Here is a 17780-nt window from a genome sequence, read left to right as displayed (position 1 = left end):
GACTAGGATGGTGAGGCACGGCATACCCCCTGTCAATGACTTGGAAGAGGTCCTTCCGTGAACGAAGCGCAACCTCCGTATTGGGATCAGCTGGACGCCGACGCCCAGGCCGTCGCCCTCGCCCTCGCCTCCGTCCTCGGGCAACCGGTGCGCGAACTGGGCGTGGAAGCGGCACGCAAGCTCCTGGCGACCACGCCGCCGGAGCAGCCCCTCACCCCCCTGGATCGGGTCGACCACCTGACCCTGCCCGCCCGGTCGGGCGAGCTCCGCGCCCGCCTCTACCACCCGGACGACTCCCCCGCGTCCGCCGGCCCGCGCCCCGCCCTGCTGTATCTGCACGGTGGCGGATTCGTGCTGGGCACCCTTGACGGGGTCGACGAGGTGTGCCGCGCGATCGCCGCCCGGTCCGGCTGGGCGGTGCTCTCGCTGGAGTACCGGCTCGCGCCCGAGAACCCGTATCCGGCGGCGCTCGACGACTGCTTCGACGCGTTCGCCTGGCTGCGCGCCTCGGCCACCGGGCTCGGCATCGATCCGCACACGATCGCCGTCGGAGGGGACTCCGCAGGCGGGAATCTCGCCGCCGCGCTCTGCCTCAAGCTGCGCGACCTGGGGCTCGACCAGCCCGTCTCCCAGGTGCTCGTCTACCCGGCGGTCGACGACTCGTTCACCACCCCGTCGTGGACCGAGTGCGCCGACGCACCCCTGCTGACCGGCGCGGACGCCCGCTGGTTCTGGGAGCAGTACGTCGGACCGGACGCCACGGAAGCCGTCGACTGCTACGCGGCCCCGATGCGCGCCGCGTCGCTTCGGAACCTCCCGCCCGCGCTGGTCCTCACCGCCGAGGTCGACCCGCTGCGCGACGACGCGGAGGCGTACGCGGCGAGGCTGCGGCGCGACGGCGTCGAGGTCGCCCTGACCCGCTGCACCGGCGTGTTCCACGGCTTCTTCACGGAGGTGGGCGTGTTCGGCAGGACGGACGAGGCGATCGGGCAGGTGGCGCACCATCTGCGCGACGTCGCCGGCGCGTGAGCGCGCCCGCTCCCGCAACTCGGTCCCGTTCCCCATTGACGACCGCTCGGACTGCTGATTAGCCTCTGTTGGTCATACGACTAAGTCATTTGACTAATACGCGGCGGCCGAGGGTGATCGTCCCCCGCCGCAGCCATCGCCGGACACCCCGCCACGCGCCAGGCGCGTTCGCGCCCGGGCGCGTCCCCTCCCCTACCCGAAGGCAGATGCATGACTGACAAGACTCCAGCCGCCGCCCCCGTCGTCGACGTCCTCTGTGTCGGTGCGGGATTCTCCGGCCTCTACGCCGCCTACAAGGTCGCCGAGAAGGGCTGGTCGTTCGCCGGATTCGAGCTCGCGCCGACGGTCGGCGGCACGTGGTACTGGAACACGTACCCCGGTGCGCGCTGCGACGTCGAGAGCGTCTACTACTCGTACTCGTTCAGCGAGGAGCTGCAGCAGGAATGGACGTGGAGCGAGCGCTTCGCGCCCCAGGCCGAGATCCTCAGCTACATCGATCATGTCGCCGACCGCTTCGACCTGCGCCGGCACTTCCGCTTCAACACCCGGGTGACCTCCGCGACCTGGCTCCCGGAGGAGCGGCTCTGGGAGGTGGCCCTCGACTCCGGTGAGACCCGCCGCGGCCGCTACCTGCTCGCCGGCTCGGGCGGCCTTTCCACACCCAAGGACTTCGACGTGCCGGGCCTGGAGAACTTCTCCGGGACCACCGTGTCGACGAGCCGGTGGAACATCCCGCTGAGCGACCTCGCGGGCAAGCGCGTCGCCGTGATCGGCACCGGATCGTCCGCGGTCCAGTGCATTCCGCTCATCGCCGAGGTCGCCGAGCACCTCACCGTGTTCCAGCGCACCCCCAACTACGTGTTCCCGGCCCGGAACGCCCCGCTGGCCCCGGAGGTCGTCGACGAGATCAAGAGCAACTACCCGGCGATCCGCGAGGAGTGTCGCCACTCCCTCGGCGGGATCCCGGACCGCATCCCGGACGCCGCGGCGTTCGACGTCTCCGACGAGGAGCGGCGCGAGCGCTACGAGCGGGCCTACGAGCGCAGCGGATTCAACGGTGTCGGCGGCGAGTTCTCCGATCTGCTGACCGACGCGCGGGCCAACGAGACCGCGGCGGAGTTCGTGCGCGAGAAGATCCGCCAGATCGTCCAGGACCCCGAGACCGCCGCCGTCCTCGAGCCCCGCTTCCACCCGCTCGGCGCGAAGCGCAGCTGTTTCGGCACCGACTACTACGAGACGTTCAACCGCCCGAACGTCTCGGTGGTCTCTTTGCGCGACGAGCCGATCGAAACCATGACGAGCGACAGCATCGTCACCGCGGGCGGCTCGTACGAGGTCGACGCCGTCGTGCTGGCGATCGGCTTCGACGCCTTCACCGGCCCGCTGTACGCGCTCAACATCTCGGGCCCGGAGTACGGCAGGCTGCAGGACGCGTGGAGCGACGGGGTCCGGACGTTTCTGGGCATCATGACCGCCGGGTTCCCGAACTTCTTCATGATCGGCGGCCCGCAGAGCCCGGCGCTGGCCAGCAATGTCGTGGTCACGATCGAGCAGGCCGTCGACTGGATCGCCGATCTGATCGGACACGCGAAAGCGGCCGGCGCCGAGGTCGTCGAGGCGACGGCCGAAGCCCAGGACGACTGGGTGAGGATCACCGAGGACACCGTCAGCCAGACGCTGTACGCGACCACCGACTCCTGGTACCGGGGTTCGAACGTCACCGGCAAGCCGACGACGTTCCTCGGCTATGTGGGCGGTGTCGGCAAGTACCGCCGGATGTGCACCCACCTCGCCAAGCAGGGCTACCCGGGCGTCACCCTCGACGGCACAACCGTCGCCCGCCGCATCGGCCGGATCGACGAGGAGATCGCATGAAGGTCGTGCACCAGCGCTACGTCGCCCACTCCGACGCGCACTACGCGGGAAACCTGGTCGACGGGGCCTTCGGGCTGAAGCTGTTCGGAGACGCCGGAACACACCTGGCGATCACCGTCGACGGCCACGAGAGCCTGTTCGCGGGGTACTCGTCGGTCGAGTTCCTCGCCCCCGTCCGGGGCGGCGACGTCGTCGAGGCCGAGGCACGCCTGGCGTCGAAGGGGACCCGCAGCCGGACCGTCGACTTCGAGCTCCGGATCATCTGCCGCTCGGTGGACGACACCGGCCGCGCCGAAGTGCTGGCGGAGCCCATCGTGGCCACCCGGGCCCGGGGAACCGCCGTCGTACCGGCCGACGCCGCGACACCGGCCCGGTGCCCCTCGGAGGCGGCGCCCATGGCCGGTCGCAGCGGAGCTGGACGACCGGCCCGGTGACCGCCGCCGCCGGGCCCCGCCGGGCCGCGGCCCGGTGGCGGGTGGCCTCATACGCTCGCACAATGCCCATATGAGGACCGACGTCGACGCGTTCCTGCGCCGCCTGGCTCAGGAGCTCCGACCGCGGACGGACGAATCGGTCGACGTACTGCTGCAGAGCGTGCGCGGCGAGCTTCCCGAGCTGTGGCAGTACGAGGACATCGCCGTCCTCGCCACCAAGGAGACGGCCGCGCACGTCACCACGTTCCTGCACATGCTCGAGCAGGGCCTCGACGCGACGGAGGTCGCCGCCCCGTCCAACTCCCTGGAGCTGGCGCGCCGTTTCGCCCGGAGCGGCGTGCCGGTGAGCACGCTCCTGCGCGCCTACCGGCTGGGCCACATCGGCCTGTTCCAGCTGATCCAGGCGGAGGTTCCCCGCCTCACCGACGACCCCGACCTGATCAACGCCGCGTCGACGCGCCTGATGACCGCGGGTTTCGCGTACGTCGACCGCACCTCCGAACGCGTCGTCCTCGCCTACCAGGAGGAACGCGACCGGCGGCTGCAGCGGCGGCTCGTCATGACCAACGACGCCGGCCGGCGGATCGGCACGACGCTCGACATCCGCCGGACCGCTCAGGAACTGGCGGACGTCGGCATCGACGACTTCGCCGACCACGTCACCGTCGACATGCTCGTCTCCGTCCTCCCCGACGACGGCACCCACCCGCCGTCGGACCCGCCGCTGCTCCGCCGCGTCGCCCAGCGGTCCGCGTCGGGCGACGCCTCTTCCCTCATCGCTCCGGACCGGACGCACACGTATCCGGCCCGGTCGGAGCAGGCGCGCGCGCTCGCCACCGGCCGGCCGGAGCTCTACAGCGCCCCGTCGGCCGACCTCCCCGCGCCTGCCGACGGCGTGCGCTCTGCGGACGGTGTCCACTCGGCCCTCCTGGTGCCCCTCCTGGCCCGCGGCGACACCCTCGGCCTGGTGCAGTTCCTCCGGGACGCGACCACGGCACCGTTCGACGAGGACGATCTGCTCATCGCCGGGGAGATCGCGGCCAGGGCGGCGGTGTACCTCGACAACGCGCGGCGGTACACCCACGAGCACACCACCGCGCTCACCCTCCAGCGCAGCCTACTGCCGCAGCACGCGGTGGAGCAGTCCGCGGTCGTCGCCGCCTCCCGCTACCTCCCCAGCGGGTCGCGCGCGGGCGTGGGCGGGGACTGGTACGACGTGATCCCCCTGTCCGGAGCCCGCGTCGCGCTCGTCGTGGGCGACGTCGTCGGCCGCGGCCTGCACGCCTCCGCCACGATGGGCCGCCTGCGCACCGCCGTGCGCGCCTTCGCCGACATCGACCTGATGCCCGACGAACTGCTCACGCACCTCGACGACGTGGTCATCCGGCTCCAGCACGAGGAGGGCCAGGAAGCGGGCGAGACCAGCGCCACGTGCCTGTACGCGGTCTACGACCCCGTCTCCCGCCTGTGCTCCCTGGCCAGCGCCGGCCACGTACTGCCGGCGGTGGCGGGTCCGCCGGCGGGTGACGACCGGGGCCTCGCCGGGGGCGACGACCGGGGCCTTCCCGGCGAGGGCGAGGGCGTCGACCGCGACGGCGACGGCAACGACCCGGCCCTTTCCGACGCCAACGACCGGGCCCCTTCCGACGACGACAACCGGCCCCTTTCCGACGGCGACGGTCCGGCACTTCCCCGCGGCGACGGCCCGGCCCTCAGATCGGTCACCTTCCCGGACATGCCGATCGGTCCTCCCCTCGGCCTCGGCGGACTGCCCTTCGAGACCACGCAGTTCACGCTGCCGGAAGGCAGCCTCCTGGCGCTGTACACCGACGGCCTCATCGCGAGCCGCACGCGGGACGTGGACGAGGCCCGGGCGACTCTGCGCGAGGTCCTGGCCACAGCACCGGAGTCGCCGGACGAGGTCTGCGACCGCCTCCTCGCCGCCCTCCTGCCCACCCGCCCCGCGGACGACGTCGCCCTCCTGGTGGCGCGCACGCTGACGCTCGACCCCGGCCACGTCGCGACGCTCGACCTCCCGTCCGACCCGGCGGCGGTCTCCGGGGCCCGCCGGTTCGCCTCCGCCACACTGACCGCCTGGGGCCTGGACGACCTCTCCTTCACCACGGAACTCGTCGTCAGCGAACTCGTGACGAACGCGATCCGCTACGGCCAAAGCCCCATCCAGCTCCGCCTGATCCGTCAATCCACGCTCACCTGCGAGGTCTTCGACGGCAGCGGTACGGCGCCCCACCTGCGCCGCGCCCGGACCTTCGACGAGGGCGGCCGCGGCCTGCTCCTCGTCGCCCAGTGCGCCCGGCGCTGGGGCACCCGGCACACGCGCGAGGGCAAGGTCATCTGGGCGGAGCTGCCGCTCCCCGCCGAGGGGTCCGCCCCGTACGACCTCTGAGCGCCGACGGCGGCCGCCGTCGGCAGAGGAGGCACCACGGCTCAGGGACCAAACTTCCTGTCCCGGGCGACAGTTGGCGGAAGCCGTACGGCAGAGTGGCCGACATGACCACCTACGACCCGATGCCGTTCCACCTCGAGACCGAGCGCCTGATCCTCCGGCCGTGGGCCGAGTCGGACGCCGCCGAGTTCAGCGCCCTCCTCGCCGAACGCGGCAACGGCACCCCGCCGGTCGAGCGCATCCGGAACTCCATCACGGAGTTCCTCTCCGAGTCGGATACCACCGGGATCGCCCTGCTGCCCATCCAGCGCCGCGAGGAAGGCGACTTCATCGGCTACTGCGGGCTGATCGTCGGCCGCTGCACCCTGGAGGAGCCGGAAATCGCGTACGAGCTGTTCCAGCGCGTCCACGGCAACGGCTACGCCACGGAAGCGGCCCGCGCGGTCGTCGACGCCGCCGCCGCGACCGGACGGAAACGACTCTGGTCGACCGTGGCGACCTGGAACACCCCGTCCCTCCGCGTCCTCGAAAAGCTCGGCTTCGAGCACGATCACGTCTCCACGGAGGAGAACGGCGAAGTCGCCTGGCTCACCCGCTCCTTGCCGTGATGCCGATCTCGCCGGGTGCTGTCGGCTGGCGAGGTCACAGGGCCGCGTGCGGGTGGCCGATGGTGGTGCCGTCAGGATTCCGCCCGAAGGCGGCCCCCAGAACGTCGGGGAGGTCCTCCTCGGCGACCGTGGTGCCGCCGGCCTCGAACGTCAACGAGTGCTCGCCGTCGTGCCGGCTCACTGCTCGGTGAGATCATCGGAGGCCCTACGGGCCCGCCCCCAGATCTCACGGACGGGACGGAGTGGGTCTGTGGCGACGCGCGAGGGGTCGTTCCACAGCATGGTCTCCCGTCCCTCGGCGCTGTACCGAGGCCAGTCCGCGCCCGGGTCGAGGTCGCGGACGAACGCCACCCAGGCGGCGTGCATCGCGTCGGCGAGCTGCTGGGGCGGGTGCTCGCCGAGGGCGGCGGTGACCCCTTCCGCGTCGAGGAGGTCGAAGGCGAACGGCAGGTCGATGCAGTGGTACGCCGCTCCCCCGAAGCCCGGTGCCCTGCCGGACCATTCGAACTGGTAGAGCCAGGTCGGCCGGCCGAGCCGAGAGCGGGCGTCCGCGATCTCCAGCGCGGGGGCGCGGAAGGTGGTGTCCGTGATCGCCTGGCCGATCAGGGCCGCCGGGGCGCCGGCCTCGGTGGCGTACGTGTCGAGGAAGAGCCGGACGCCCGCCTCGTCGAGGCCGAGGGCGGCGAGCATCGCCCGTACGTCGGCCTCGGTGGCGCCCGGCTGCGGGAGGGCGTTGAACTCGTGCGCGGTGAAGCCGGCCATGAGAGGTACGTCCGCACCGGCCTCGGCGCCGCCACACAGCGCCTCCGGCACCGCCCGGGGGATCAACTCGCCGTCGGCGAAGGGGGCCAGGGCGAGCATGGGGAGCACTCCCCCGCCGGCATCGGGGGCGGTCAACGCGTTCTGGTGGGCGAGCAGTTCGGCGTCCGTCAGGTCCTGGAGCGCCGCGGCGGTCGCCGGGACGCCGGTACGGGCGGTGAACAGACGGGTGACGGCCTCGGCCACCTCCCGCCCCTGGGGCTGCATCACGGCGCCGGACACCGAGATCGCGGCGCGGAACAGGCCGCGGGCCGCGGGCGTGGCGAGGAGGGTCTGCACGGCGCCGCCGCCCGCCGACTGGCCGGCGATCGTGACCTTGCGCGGGTCGCCCCCGAAGGCCGCGATGTTCTCCTGGACCCACTCCAGGGCGGCGATCCAGTCGAGCACGCCCCGGTTGTCGGGGGCGTCCGGCAGGTGCAGGAAGCCCTCGACGCCGAGCCGGTAGCCGAGCGAGACCACGACGACGCCGTCCCGGTTGAACGCGGCTCCGTCGTACCAGGGGCTGGCCGCGCTGCCGGCGAGGAACCCGCCCCCGTGGATCCACACCAGGACCGGATGAGCCGCCTCGGGTGACGGGTCCGGGGTGAAGACGTTGAGGTTGAGCGTGCCCGTGCCCGGGATGCTCGGCTCGGGGATGGTGGTGACCTCGAACAGCGGGCGGCGCTGTGCGGTCGGCCCGTACGACGTCGCCTCGCGCACCTCCGTCCAGGGCTCCGGCGGTACGGGGGCGGCGAACCGCAGCGGGCCGACGGGCGGTTGGGCGTACGGGATGCCCAGGAACCGTGCTCCGCCGGCGCGGCGCTCGCCGCGGACGGGGCCGGCACTCGTACGGACGACGGGCTGAGGGGACGTGGTCATGGGGCTGCCCTCCGGGCGGTCGTGCGGTTGTGGCGGTGGGGTGGGAGGCCGTCCGCGGACCCGTGGTCAGGTCGGGGTCCGCGGACGGCCGGCCTGGGTCAGGAGCGGGGAGCGTGGTGCTCGACGTACCGCTCCAGACGGGCGAGGTCCCGCTGCCCGGCACCGCTGGTGCGAACGCCGTAGGTGCGATCGGCGGTGACCGGAGCGACGGTGATGTGGCCTTTGTCGAGCAGGGCGGTGGAGTCGGCGTCCTCGACGGTCTCGGTGCACGCGCTGGCGGGCTTGTGGTCGCAGACACCGAGGACGATGTCGAAGAGGTCACCGCCCGACTCCCCCGGGGTGCGCGCCTCGTAGGCGTGCCAGACGAACTTGCCGTGGCCGATGCTCGTCCACACCGGGGGCCCGGCCTTCTGCCCGGCACTCACGTCCGGGTAGTCGACCTTGAGGGCGAACCGGTCGGTGAAGAGGCCGCGTTCGCGCAGCCCGGCGAGGAAACCGGCGGCGAAGCGGGCGTGGGCCCGGTAGTTGGCGACCGGGAAGGTCGACTGGCTCGCGTCGCCGGAGGAGGAGAAGGCGACCGCGGGCACGCCCTCGTCGAGGGCAGCGAGCGCCGCGCCGACGGTGCCGGAGTCGTTGACCTGGGCGCTCACGTTGGGGCCGGAGTTGATCCCGGTGACGACGAGGTCGGGGCCGTCCTTCCACCCGGCCTTGGCCGCGAGGCCGCCGCGCAGCGCGAACTTGACGGTGTCGCTCGGGGTGGCGCTGGGCGACTCGGGTCCGCAGGGGCCGGTGGCCAGGCAGACGCCGTGGACGGGCGACCCGGAAGGGGTGCCGGAGCAGTCGTCCTCGTACCCGGCGGGCAGTTGGGTGCGGTGGCTGAGGGAGAGCGTGCCGCCGTTGGTGACGGCGGTCCCCTTGCCGGACTGCACCTGCCAGGGCGCGAGGGTGACGACGTCGGCGCCGGCACCGCACAGGGCCTTGCGGAGCTCGTAGAGGCCCAGGCCGTCGGAGTTGTTCGGCTTGGCGGCCCGCATGGAGTCGTCGTTGGTGAGCAGCACCTTCAGTCCGGCGAGCGGCCGGGGCTGCCCAGGCTGCGCCGCCGGGGCGGCGGTGGCGTAGGCGGCGACGCCCGTGCAGGCGAGGACGGTGGTCGTGGTGAGGGTGAGGAGGGTGCGGGGGCGGGTACGGGTGCGGGTCATGGCGGCGGTCCTTCGTGCGGCTGGGGTGGTCGGGCGAGCGCATGACGGGGACCGGGGGCGGCGAGCGGGGCGGTCAGGTTGCCGCCCCCGGTGGTCTCAGAGGTCCAGCCCGGCCCCGTACGGGAAGCGCGGGTGGTCGGTGCTGTTCGGCACGTCGCTCGGGAGAAAAACGGGACGGGCGCGGTCAGCGCACCCCGCGGATCGGGACGACGGACAGGGCGCCGACGACGGTGATCAACGCGCCTGCGGCGAACAGGCCGTTGTAGCCGCCGAGGGAGGCGACCACGAGGGAGGCCAGGAACGGGCCGATGATCTGGGGGCCGGCGTTGGCGATGTTGAGGACGCCCATGTCCCGGGCCGCGTCGTCGGCGCTCGGCAGGACCAGGGTGACCAGGGCGGTGTCCACCGCCATGAAGCAGCCGAAGGACAGCCCGGTGACGACGGCGAAGGCGAGCATGCCCGTCCAGGAAGGGCTGACCACCGGGATCAGCATGCCGATCGCGGTGAGCACGCAGGAGACGGCGATGAACGGCTTGCGCCGCCCGATGCGGTCGGACAGCAGTCCGCCGACGACCGTGGCCAGCAGCATGCACACGGCGTTCACCGGGGAGAGGATCGCCACGGCCGCGGCGGGCTCGATCTCCGCGGGCAGGCTGATGTGGTCCTGCAGGATGTACAGCTGGAACAGCGTCACCATGAAGTAGCCGAGCATCATCAGGAACCGGCCGATGAACGCCCAGCGGAAGTCACCGGCCTTCAGGGCCGCGCCGAAGGCCGCGAACTGCCGGCCCAGCGGTACGGACTCCACGGCCGGAAGGCGCTGCTCGCGCACCAGCGCCGTGAACAGCACGGCCACGACGGCGATCACGGCGCCCAGGGCGAGGTAGCCCGTGCGGATGCCGTCGGGCACGAAGGACGCGGCGAGCGTGACGCCGCCGATCACGCCGAGCGGGGTGCCGATGCCGACCATGGCGGAGGCGAGGCCACGGCGCTCGACCGGGACGCGGTCGGGGACGACGGCGGTGATCGCCGCCTGGTAGACGTTCATCATCGCCTGGACGAGGCACCAGCCGATGGTGACCAGCAAGAGGGTGCGCATGGCGCCGAGGAGGGCGAGCGCGCCGAGCGCGGCCAGTCCGCCGCCCAGGATCCACGGATTGCGCCGCCGGGATCGGTCCGACAGCAGCCCGGCGAGCGGGTTGAAGAGCGTGGCGAAGACCGCGGAGACACCGGAGACGAGGCCGAGGTTGGCGACCTTGTCCGCCGGGTCCAGCAGCTCCACCTGCACGGGCAGCAGCACCTGGCCGACGCCCATGTAGACCATGAACATCGCGGTGTTCCCGACGGCCAGCATGGCCAGCAACCGGGCGAGCGCACCGCCGCCGGGTGGGGAGGCGACCTCCTGATGGAGGGCGTCGGGGGCCGTTCTTGGTACGTCGGATCTGCTCATGACGGGCTTCCTCGTGGCGGCGGGGAGCACGGGCGGCGGGACGTGGCCGCGCGGGCGCATGGGGACGTGACGGGGAGGCCGGTCGACACGTTGGTTACACGTGTCATCGCGGCGGGACACTTGTGTAGCACCGATCCGACCGGCGCGATAGACCTCGCGCACAAGCCGGAGGCGGCAGTGATGTCACGTGTCACCGACGGATCCGGCTCTCCGCGCGGGGGCGGCGCCTCACGGGAGCAGATCCCGGTCCTGGACGAGCTCGGCGGAGCTGTGAAGTGGACCGCGCCGGTCGCCCGCAGGGATCAGCCGGGCCCCCGACGACACCGCGTCAAGGCGCCGTCAGCACAGGCGCCGTCAGCACAGGCGTCGTCAGCACAGGCGTCGTCAGCACCAGCGCGTGTGGCGGCAGATGCGCCAGCCGTCGCCGGACCCACCAGAGCCTCCGGAGCCACCCGTATCGCCCGGGATCCCGTTCGGGTACAGCCTCGTGCGGTTCCGGTCGCCGGGGTACGGGTCGAGGTAGTCCGGGTCGCCGTCGTCGTCCCGGTCGGGCAGGTAGGCGTCCCTGCCCCGGTCGGGGGCGGGGCAGCCATGGTCGGGCGAGGAGAGCGCGAGGCTCACGAGGTACACCTCGTCGGTGAGGGGATCGCCGCCCGCCGGGTCCTGCCGGCACACGCGCCAGTCGTCGTACTCGCCCTCCCGGGGGAGCGTGTCGTTGAGGTACGCCGCCTTGGCGTGCACGTCGTCCTCGGGCACGCCTGCGGCCGTCACCTTCGGAACGGCGGCGCGCCACGTCAGCCCCAGGACGTCGGGCATCTTCTTCCACGGCACCGTCCGACCCTCGGCCGCGGGGCACGGTTCCTCGCGGCGTACGACACCGAAGTCCACGATCGGGTCCTCGGGCGATCCGCCGGTCACCTGGAAGCAGACCTTCCACAGCGAACGGCCCGTCACCTCCCGGTTCTGGTCCGAGGCGTCGTGGTAGATGACCGTGAAGCCCTTCCTCCGCGACTTCGGGAAGGCCACGTCCAGCGAGTCGCCCGTGAAGTCGGGCAGCGTGGGCATGGTGGCCCCGGGCGTCGCCCGAGCGGCGGTGGGGACGCGGCTCGGGCGCGTGGGCGGCTTCGCGGCCCCGGCGTTCGCCGCCCGGGCCGGGGCGTCGGCGGGCTGCTCGGGGAGCACCGCCCCGAGGAGGGCCATCGCCGCGACCGACGCGACGACTCTGCCCGATCTGGGCCATGGGTTGCGCCACCACAAGAGGATCAGAGCGACGAGGAGCGCCATCCCGCCGAGCCGGTCGTTCACCAGCCCCAGCAGGGGGACGGCGGCGACGGCTCCCACGCGTGCCGCGCCTGTCTGCCACCAGGAGCCGGGGGCAGAGGACGGAGACGGGGAGGACTCATGGCTCTGGGGGCCGGACATGGTGGCGCGGAGCCTTTCCTCCATACGAAAGCTGACGACCCGCATCGTACGCAGAGGTGGAACCCACCCTTCCGGGTGGTCCCCTCATGTGCCGCGGCGAGCAAGGCGGGTGACGGTTCCGCGCCGGTACCAGCGGGTTCGCCGGCGCGGCGCGCACTCCCGGACCAAACCAGCCCCCGCGAGGGTAGCGGCGTGGGCGCTCCCCCTCCCCTGCCTGGGGCGATGAAAGCCGACGCCCTCGACCTCCAGTGGCTCCTCCACCCGCCCCGTCCACCGGACGGCGCAGAGGCCAACTCCTCCCCTCTCAACGAACGATCGTTTCCGTTGTCAGTCTGGCCTGAACCTGACAAGATCTCGCCTTACTTTGATCGCTTGAATGTGGAAGGGCTTCCCATGACCAGGATGTGGAACCGGATTGCCACACTGCTGGCAGCGACGGCCGTGATGGTCGGCGTCTCCTTCAGCACCGGCGCGGGCACTGCTTCGGCAGCACCCCGGCTCACCTACACGACGAGCTGGTATCAGAACTACGACTCGGTCATCGTTTACCTCTACGCCGACGGCAAATACGCCGGATACGTGAACTGGCACTCCGACCCGGACAGCTTCGGCACCCCCGGAGACGCGCTGCGGGCACATGACGACACGGCGGAGGGGTGGGGCGTCGAGGGGAGGGTCATGAGCGCCCAGGTCTGGCGCGTGGCTTCGACGGCGGGACACCCGTCGCCCTACACGACCCCGTGGCAGACCGGCGACATCACCGAGGGACACCGAATGATGCTCAACGCGTGCCTGGTGAAGGGGTCGGAGGAGGTCTGCACCGGGTACGACTTCTACGTCTACGCCTAAACGCGATCGCGCACCCGGACGGCGAGGGTGCGGCAGGCCCCTGCCGGAAGGACCCGGCGGGGGCCGACTGCGTGCAGCTACTGCGTGCGGTTACTGCGTGCGTGCCGAGATCGCTCCGCGCTCCACACCGGCGCGCACCGCCTTCGCCACCTTCACGGCCCGGTCCACAAGGCGAGCCGGCGGCCGTGTCGGTGGCGGTGGCGCGCTTGTCGGCGCGGGCGACCACAGGGGCTGCGACGCCGGTGCCGGGCCGCCTCGGCGCTCGCGGGCTGAGCCGCAGCCGACCACAGTCAGCCATGACGGCGGGTGCACCGACCGGCCCACTCCTGGCCGTCGCTCAAGTCATCCCGCTCATTGGTCCGCGCCCGGTCCCGCTGCCCAGGTTCCATGCCACGACATCCAATACGCGCAGCACGCTCACGTCGTCCGGAACACATCCCCTCAGCGTCTTCCACGTCTCCGGCTGCTCGTTCAGGTCACGCGCCACGGCATCGCCGAGAAGTGGGAAGAACTGCGCCCAGGTGCGCTGGGGAGACTTCTTGATCGGATACCGATCACCGGAGCCGCAGTAGCAGGCAAAGACCTGAGTGTCGTAGAGCGGCAGGAACAACGGACGCTTGCGATGCATGATCTTCATCAGAATCGTTCCGCCCACCCCGCGGATCGGGGTCGGGCTGTCGAGCAGGCAGCCAATGCGGCGCAAGGGCTCCGCGTGCACGCCGGAGGCGACCGCATCCTGCAGCGTGAGCCTTGGCGGGATCGCCGTGAGCACTGCCTCCAGGGCCGGGCGCACTGCTTGGAGGTTCAAGACGGCATGTAGCTTCGGCGTGGCGTTCAGCAACGCCGGTGCCGGCAGGTCCCCGTCGTTGAGTTCGTTCGGCCCGCTTCCGGTGTCCATCCGGTCGTAGACCGGGAACGCATACGGTCGGCCCTTCGCGGCCACCGCAGCCGCCCGGTTCGCCTCAGCGTCGAAGTACTGCCCTATCCACTGCGTGGCTTGGTCCAGCGCCACGCTTCGTCCGCCGACACGCACGGTGTGTCCGCTCATCCACCCCTCCCCGAACTGCACACCTGGCAGGGTGCGGCAGCGACCTGCGCACGGAAGTGGCCGCCTCGATACGCCGCGGCCAGGCGTTGCCGATGGACCCTGACAATCCACGATCCCCAGAAGGCAGCAGGCTGCTGCCCTGTCCGATGCTTCCGCCACCGCATTCCATGCCGGGCAGCACAGGTCGGCCGCCATGAGCCTCCTCCCCGGCGATGGTCACCAGACCTTCACAGGCGTCGGCCGCTGGCCCGGGGGGTCGGCGGAAACACGGGGAGTGTTGCCGACTGGAGGGATCGGTCACCATGATCGCCGTCGCTGTGTTGCTGCTGCCTGTGATGGGCCTGCTGCTGTACGGAATGGACCGCATCGAGGACTGGCTGCCGGGCCGGCCGAGGACGGCCCGGCACGCCCGTGGACGTCATCTGCGCCTGGTCCACAGCACCAGCCGGCCACGGAGCACGGATCGCTCGCCCCGGCACCGCGACGCGGCCTGAGCGGGTCTTGCCGCGCCTGCCGCGCCTGCCGATACGAGCGGATGCCCTTGGGGTGGCGTAAGGCGGTCCCGGCGGGTTATCCGAGGTGTATGGCGAAGCTGCATCTTTCCGGACGTAAGGGACGCCGGGGTGACCAGGCGCAGGCTCAGGCTCAGGCGCACCCGGAGCCGGCACCCGACGAGGTCGGGCCGGGGCCCGAGGTGGAGCGGCGCGCCCCGGACACGCTGGGGAAGCTGCCGAGGCGTGCCTGGGGCAGCGCGTTCAAGGGCGCGCTTCGGGAGTTCAAGGACGACGAGCTGACCGACCGCGCGGCGGCGCTGACGTATTACGGGGTGCTGTCGCTGTTCCCGGCGCTGCTGGTGCTGGTGTCGCTGCTGGGCATCACCGGCAGGTCGACGACCGACGCGGTGCTGGCCAACCTGCAGAAACTGGCGCCCGGGCCGGCCCGCGACATCATCACCAGGGCCGTGGAGCAGCTCCAGGGCAACGCCGGCATCGGCTCGATCATGGCGGTCGTCGGCATCGTGCTGGCGGTGTGGTCGGCCTCCGGTTATGTGGCCGCGTTCATCCGCGCGTCGAACGCCGTCTACGACATGCCCGAGGGCCGCCCGGTGTGGAAGATCCTTCCCGTACGGCTGGGCCTGACCGTCGTGCTGATGGTGCTGGCCGTGGCCAGCGCGCTGATCGTGGTGTTCACGGGTGACCTGGCCCGCCGGGCCGGTACGGCACTGGGGATCGGCGACACCGCGCTGACGGTGTGGTCGATCGCGAAGTGGCCGGTGCTGGTGGTCCTGGTCACCGTCATGATCGCGATCCTGTACTGGGCGAGCCCGAACGCGAAGGTGAAGGGGTTCCGCTGGATCACGCCGGGCAGCTTCCTCGCCCTGGTGATCTGGATGATCGCCTCGGCCGGGTTCGCCTTCTACCTGGCGAACTTCGCCTCCTACAACAAGACGTACGGCACCATGGCCGGCGTCATCGTCTTCCTCATCTGGCTGTGGATCTCCAACCTGGCGATCCTGCTGGGCCTGGAGTTCGACGCGGAGACGGTGCGCCAGCGGGCCATCGCCGGGGGTCTGCCGCCGGATGCCGAGCCGTACACCCAGCCCCGTGACACCCGCACCTGGGACGAGGAGGACCGGCGCCGCCTGGACGAGACGTGACCCTGGACGAGACGTGACCAGCCGGCTGGGCGCATGCTGTGCGCTGATATCGGGGGTGTGGGGCGGGTGAGCGGCGGATATCCGCGTCTCATGAGGCTTCTGGCAGGACTGCGCGACGCTGACCGGGCGTTGAGCAGACAGGCGGCGTCCCGGGTCCCGCCGGGCGTCGGCAAGGTGCTCTCCGCGGTCGAGGAGTCGGCGGAAGGCACGAAGCTGTGGTGCGGCGCCGCCGCCGCGATGGCCTGGCGGGGCGGATGGCGGGGGCGCAAGGCGGCGGTGCGTGGTCTTGTCGCCCTGACCATGGCCCAGCTGATCTCCAACGGACTGTGCAAGCAGGTGGTCGAGCGGCCCCGGCCGCCGAAGGAGTGGTTCCCTCCTGACGAGGTCGAGGACCGCCCCGACTCCTCCTCCTTCCCCTCCGGGCACACCGCTGCCGCGGTCGCCTTCACCGTCGCCGTCGCTCCGGCGTGGCCGCTGGCCGGCGCGCTGTGCGCGGTGCCGGCCGCCATGGTGGCCTTCGAACGCGTGCAGAGCGGCGCCCACTACACCACGGACGTCGCCGCGGGCGCGGCCATCGGCCTGGCCAGCGCCTGGCTCACCCACCGCGCCCCGCGCCTGATCCTGCGCCACTGGCTGTAGCCGTACGACCTGCCGGTGACGCCGCCCCGATCCGGCGGCTGCCGTCCGGTGGCGTGTCACCAGTAGTGGCGACCCCCGGGCGGAACACAGCCGCGGCTCACCTCTCGCTCGTCCACCGCTTCAGGTGGTGCCCCGAGCTGTTCGGGGTACACGCGCTCACGCGGCGGGCCACTGCGCGGCCTCGTCGTTGACGGATCAGGACCACTACGGAGGTGATCGTCGTGTCGACCATGCAGCCGCCCCCTCCCGGCGGCGGCCCTACCCCGCACCGCTCCGACGAGCCGGTGAGCGAGCTGGTGCAACGTGCCTCGCAGCAGCTGACGGAGCTGGTGCGAGGCGAGCTGCGGCTGGCGCAGGCGGAGATGAAGGAGAAGGGCAAGCGCTACGGCAAGGGCGGCGGCCTGTTCGGCGGCGCCGGCATCGTGGGCTTCCTGATGCTGCAGACGCTGGTGGCCACCGCCATCGCCGCGCTGGCGGTGGCGCTGCCGGTGTGGGCTGCTGCGCTGATCGTCACCGCGGTGCTGGGAGTGATCGCCGCGGTGATGGCCATGAGCGGGAAGAAGCAGGTCGACCAGGCCGCGCCGCCCGCACCCGAGCAGACGGTCGAGAGCGTGAAGGCCGACGTGGCCGAGATCAAGGAGCGTGCTCAGCGATGACCCAGTCACCCCACGACAAGCCCACCGCCTCCAGCCCCGAGGAGCTGAGGGAGCAGGTCGAGCACACCCGCGAGGAGCTCGGTCAGACGGTCGAGGCGCTGTCGGCCAAGACCGACGTCAAGGCCCGCGCCCAGGAGAAGGCCGCCGAAGTCAAGGAACAGGCAGCGGCCAGGGCCGGGGAGCTGAAGGCGAAGGCCGCCGACTTGGCTCACCAGGCGCAGGAGAAGCTGCCCGACCCGGTCAGGAGCAAGACCGCCCAGGCGGCCGAGCAGGCCCGGGCGAAGGCGGCGCAGGCCGGTCATCTGTGGGAGGAGAAGGCGCCTGAGCCGGTGCGGCAGAAAACGTCCGAAGGGGTGCGCGTGGCGCGGGACAACCGTGGCGTGCTGCTGGCCGCGGCGGGAGCGGTCATCGTGGTGTGGCTGGCTTGCCGCCGCCGGAAGGGGTGATCCGGGTGAAGGCATCGAAGATCGCCTACAAGCCGATCGGCCTGACGCTCGGAACCCTCAGCGGTATGGCCGCAGGCGCGTTGTTCAAGCAGGCGTGGAAGATGATCGGCCACGACGAGGACGCCCCCGACGCCACCGACGAAAGCCGCTCCTGGCGCGAGGTGCTCGTCGCCGCCGCGCTGCAAGGCGCGATCTTCGCCGTGGTCAAAGCGGCCGTCGACCGCGCCGGCGCCACCGCCACGCGATCCTTGACCGGATCGTGGCCCGGCTGACAGCCGAAAGGGGGAGGCTGGAGAGCCGCGCCCCTGGAAGGCGTGCGCACGACGGCGCTGCGCATCCTGGACGCGCACGCCTTCCCCCGGGCCCGGCTGCGTAGGCTCACCC

At 71.8% G+C, this 17780-nt stretch carries 18 protein-coding genes; 12 read left to right on the top strand and 6 right to left on the bottom strand.

Going from position 1 to position 17780, the window contains the following annotated elements:
• Positions 1-57: 57 nt before the first annotated feature.
• The 5 genes from ACNJ93_RS28765 to ACNJ93_RS28745 all read left to right on the top strand — a co-directional run bounded on the left by ACNJ93_RS28765 (position 58) and on the right by ACNJ93_RS28745 (position 6353).
• The gene (locus ACNJ93_RS28765; protein ID WP_418960376.1) at positions 58-1029 is read left to right on the top strand and encodes an alpha/beta hydrolase; all 972 of its coding nucleotides are present in this window, start codon (positions 58-60) and stop codon (positions 1027-1029) included.
• Positions 1030-1239: 210 nt separating this feature from the next.
• Positions 1240-2904, top strand: a complete 1665-nt coding sequence (locus tag ACNJ93_RS28760; RefSeq protein WP_418960375.1) for a flavin-containing monooxygenase — start codon at positions 1240-1242, stop codon at positions 2902-2904.
• Entirely contained in the window at positions 2901-3338 is a 438-nt protein-coding gene (locus ACNJ93_RS28755; RefSeq protein WP_418960374.1) for a hotdog domain-containing protein, read from the top strand. The genes ACNJ93_RS28760 and ACNJ93_RS28755 overlap by 4 nt, the downstream gene beginning before the upstream one ends.
• 70 nt (positions 3339-3408) lie before the next feature.
• Positions 3409-5745, top strand: coding sequence for an ATP-binding SpoIIE family protein phosphatase (locus ACNJ93_RS28750; protein ID WP_418960373.1), 2337 nt, complete (start codon positions 3409-3411; stop codon positions 5743-5745).
• Between the two features lie 104 nt (positions 5746-5849).
• The gene (locus ACNJ93_RS28745; RefSeq protein WP_418960372.1) at positions 5850-6353 is read left to right on the top strand and encodes a GNAT family N-acetyltransferase; all 504 of its coding nucleotides are present in this window, start codon (positions 5850-5852) and stop codon (positions 6351-6353) included.
• A 34-nt stretch (positions 6354-6387) separates the two neighbouring features.
• Here the strand turns inward: ACNJ93_RS28745 and ACNJ93_RS28740 are convergent, their stop codons facing one another.
• From ACNJ93_RS28740 to ACNJ93_RS28720, 5 genes are all read right to left on the bottom strand, one after another.
• Positions 6388-6534: a hypothetical protein gene (locus tag ACNJ93_RS28740; protein ID WP_418960371.1), complete on the bottom strand. Its 147-nt coding sequence runs from the start codon at positions 6532-6534 to the stop codon at positions 6388-6390.
• On the bottom strand, positions 6531-8030 hold the full coding sequence (locus ACNJ93_RS28735) for a carboxylesterase/lipase family protein (RefSeq protein ID WP_418960370.1): 1500 nt from the start codon (positions 8028-8030) through the stop codon (positions 6531-6533). The genes ACNJ93_RS28740 and ACNJ93_RS28735 overlap by 4 nt, the downstream gene beginning before the upstream one ends.
• Positions 8031-8128: 98 nt before the next feature.
• Entirely contained in the window at positions 8129-9229 is a 1101-nt protein-coding gene (gene surE, locus ACNJ93_RS28730) for a 5'/3'-nucleotidase SurE (RefSeq protein ID WP_418960369.1), read from the bottom strand.
• A gap of 184 nt (positions 9230-9413) precedes the next feature.
• On the bottom strand, positions 9414-10679 hold the full coding sequence (locus ACNJ93_RS28725; protein ID WP_418960368.1) for an MFS transporter: 1266 nt from the start codon (positions 10677-10679) through the stop codon (positions 9414-9416).
• Between the two features lie 384 nt (positions 10680-11063).
• Positions 11064-12020, bottom strand: coding sequence for a PASTA domain-containing protein (locus tag ACNJ93_RS28720; protein WP_418960367.1), 957 nt, complete (start codon positions 12018-12020; stop codon positions 11064-11066).
• A gap of 303 nt (positions 12021-12323) precedes the next feature.
• Here ACNJ93_RS28720 and ACNJ93_RS28715 point away from each other — a divergent pair, with 303 nt between their 5' ends.
• Positions 12324-12950, top strand: a complete 627-nt coding sequence (locus ACNJ93_RS28715) for a hypothetical protein (RefSeq protein ID WP_418960366.1) — start codon at positions 12324-12326, stop codon at positions 12948-12950.
• A 337-nt stretch (positions 12951-13287) separates the two neighbouring features.
• Here the strand turns inward: ACNJ93_RS28715 and ACNJ93_RS28710 are convergent, their stop codons facing one another.
• Entirely contained in the window at positions 13288-13998 is a 711-nt protein-coding gene (locus ACNJ93_RS28710; RefSeq protein WP_418960365.1) for a DUF6308 family protein, read from the bottom strand.
• 302 nt (positions 13999-14300) lie between these two features.
• Here ACNJ93_RS28710 and ACNJ93_RS28705 point away from each other — a divergent pair, with 302 nt between their 5' ends.
• The 6 genes from ACNJ93_RS28705 to ACNJ93_RS28680 all read left to right on the top strand — a co-directional run bounded on the left by ACNJ93_RS28705 (position 14301) and on the right by ACNJ93_RS28680 (position 17668).
• Entirely contained in the window at positions 14301-14492 is a 192-nt protein-coding gene (locus ACNJ93_RS28705; RefSeq protein WP_418960364.1) for a hypothetical protein, read from the top strand.
• Positions 14493-14581: 89 nt separating this feature from the next.
• Entirely contained in the window at positions 14582-15655 is a 1074-nt protein-coding gene (locus ACNJ93_RS28700) for a YihY/virulence factor BrkB family protein (RefSeq protein ID WP_418960363.1), read from the top strand.
• 90 nt (positions 15656-15745) lie between these two features.
• Positions 15746-16294: a phosphatase PAP2 family protein gene (locus tag ACNJ93_RS28695; protein WP_418960362.1), complete on the top strand. Its 549-nt coding sequence runs from the start codon at positions 15746-15748 to the stop codon at positions 16292-16294.
• 230 nt (positions 16295-16524) lie between these two features.
• On the top strand, positions 16525-16950 hold the full coding sequence (locus tag ACNJ93_RS28690) for a phage holin family protein (protein WP_418961560.1): 426 nt from the start codon (positions 16525-16527) through the stop codon (positions 16948-16950).
• Positions 16947-17396: a DUF3618 domain-containing protein gene (locus ACNJ93_RS28685; protein ID WP_418960361.1), complete on the top strand. Its 450-nt coding sequence runs from the start codon at positions 16947-16949 to the stop codon at positions 17394-17396. The genes ACNJ93_RS28690 and ACNJ93_RS28685 overlap by 4 nt, the downstream gene beginning before the upstream one ends.
• 5 nt (positions 17397-17401) lie before the next feature.
• Positions 17402-17668, top strand: a complete 267-nt coding sequence (locus ACNJ93_RS28680; RefSeq protein ID WP_418960360.1) for a DUF4235 domain-containing protein — start codon at positions 17402-17404, stop codon at positions 17666-17668.
• Positions 17669-17780 lie beyond the last annotated feature (112 nt).

Source organism: Streptomyces tritici, from assembly GCF_048500665.1.
Classification (GTDB): domain Bacteria; phylum Actinomycetota; class Actinomycetes; order Streptomycetales; family Streptomycetaceae; genus Streptomyces; species Streptomyces tritici.
Note: the sequence above shows the minus strand (reverse complement) of the source record. Positions and strands in the feature narration are given on the sequence as shown.

What these genes read in the sequence shown, in the direction of transcription:
- ACNJ93_RS28760 (WP_418960375.1), top strand. Translation starts at nt 1,240, where the DNA reads ATGACTGACAAGACTCCAGCCGCCGCCCCCGTCGTCGACGTCCTCTGT.
- ACNJ93_RS28755 (WP_418960374.1), top strand. Translation starts at nt 2,901, where the DNA reads ATGAAGGTCGTGCACCAGCGCTACGTCGCCCACTCCGACGCGCACTAC.
- ACNJ93_RS28750 (WP_418960373.1), top strand. Translation starts at nt 3,409, where the DNA reads ATGAGGACCGACGTCGACGCGTTCCTGCGCCGCCTGGCTCAGGAGCTC.
- ACNJ93_RS28745 (WP_418960372.1), top strand. Translation starts at nt 5,850, where the DNA reads ATGACCACCTACGACCCGATGCCGTTCCACCTCGAGACCGAGCGCCTG.
- ACNJ93_RS28735 (WP_418960370.1), bottom strand. Translation starts at nt 8,030, where the DNA reads ATGACCACGTCCCCTCAGCCCGTCGTCCGTACGAGTGCCGGCCCCGTC.
- surE (WP_418960369.1), bottom strand. Translation starts at nt 9,229, where the DNA reads ATGACCCGCACCCGTACCCGCCCCCGCACCCTCCTCACCCTCACCACG.
- ACNJ93_RS28725 (WP_418960368.1), bottom strand. Translation starts at nt 10,679, where the DNA reads ATGAGCAGATCCGACGTACCAAGAACGGCCCCCGACGCCCTCCATCAG.
- ACNJ93_RS28715 (WP_418960366.1), top strand. Translation starts at nt 12,324, where the DNA reads ATGAAAGCCGACGCCCTCGACCTCCAGTGGCTCCTCCACCCGCCCCGT.
- ACNJ93_RS28710 (WP_418960365.1), bottom strand. Translation starts at nt 13,998, where the DNA reads ATGAGCGGACACACCGTGCGTGTCGGCGGACGAAGCGTGGCGCTGGAC.
- ACNJ93_RS28705 (WP_418960364.1), top strand. Translation starts at nt 14,301, where the DNA reads ATGATCGCCGTCGCTGTGTTGCTGCTGCCTGTGATGGGCCTGCTGCTG.
- ACNJ93_RS28700 (WP_418960363.1), top strand. Translation starts at nt 14,582, where the DNA reads ATGGCGAAGCTGCATCTTTCCGGACGTAAGGGACGCCGGGGTGACCAG.
- ACNJ93_RS28695 (WP_418960362.1), top strand. Translation starts at nt 15,746, where the DNA reads ATGAGGCTTCTGGCAGGACTGCGCGACGCTGACCGGGCGTTGAGCAGA.
- ACNJ93_RS28690 (WP_418961560.1), top strand. Translation starts at nt 16,525, where the DNA reads ATGCAGCCGCCCCCTCCCGGCGGCGGCCCTACCCCGCACCGCTCCGAC.
- ACNJ93_RS28685 (WP_418960361.1), top strand. Translation starts at nt 16,947, where the DNA reads ATGACCCAGTCACCCCACGACAAGCCCACCGCCTCCAGCCCCGAGGAG.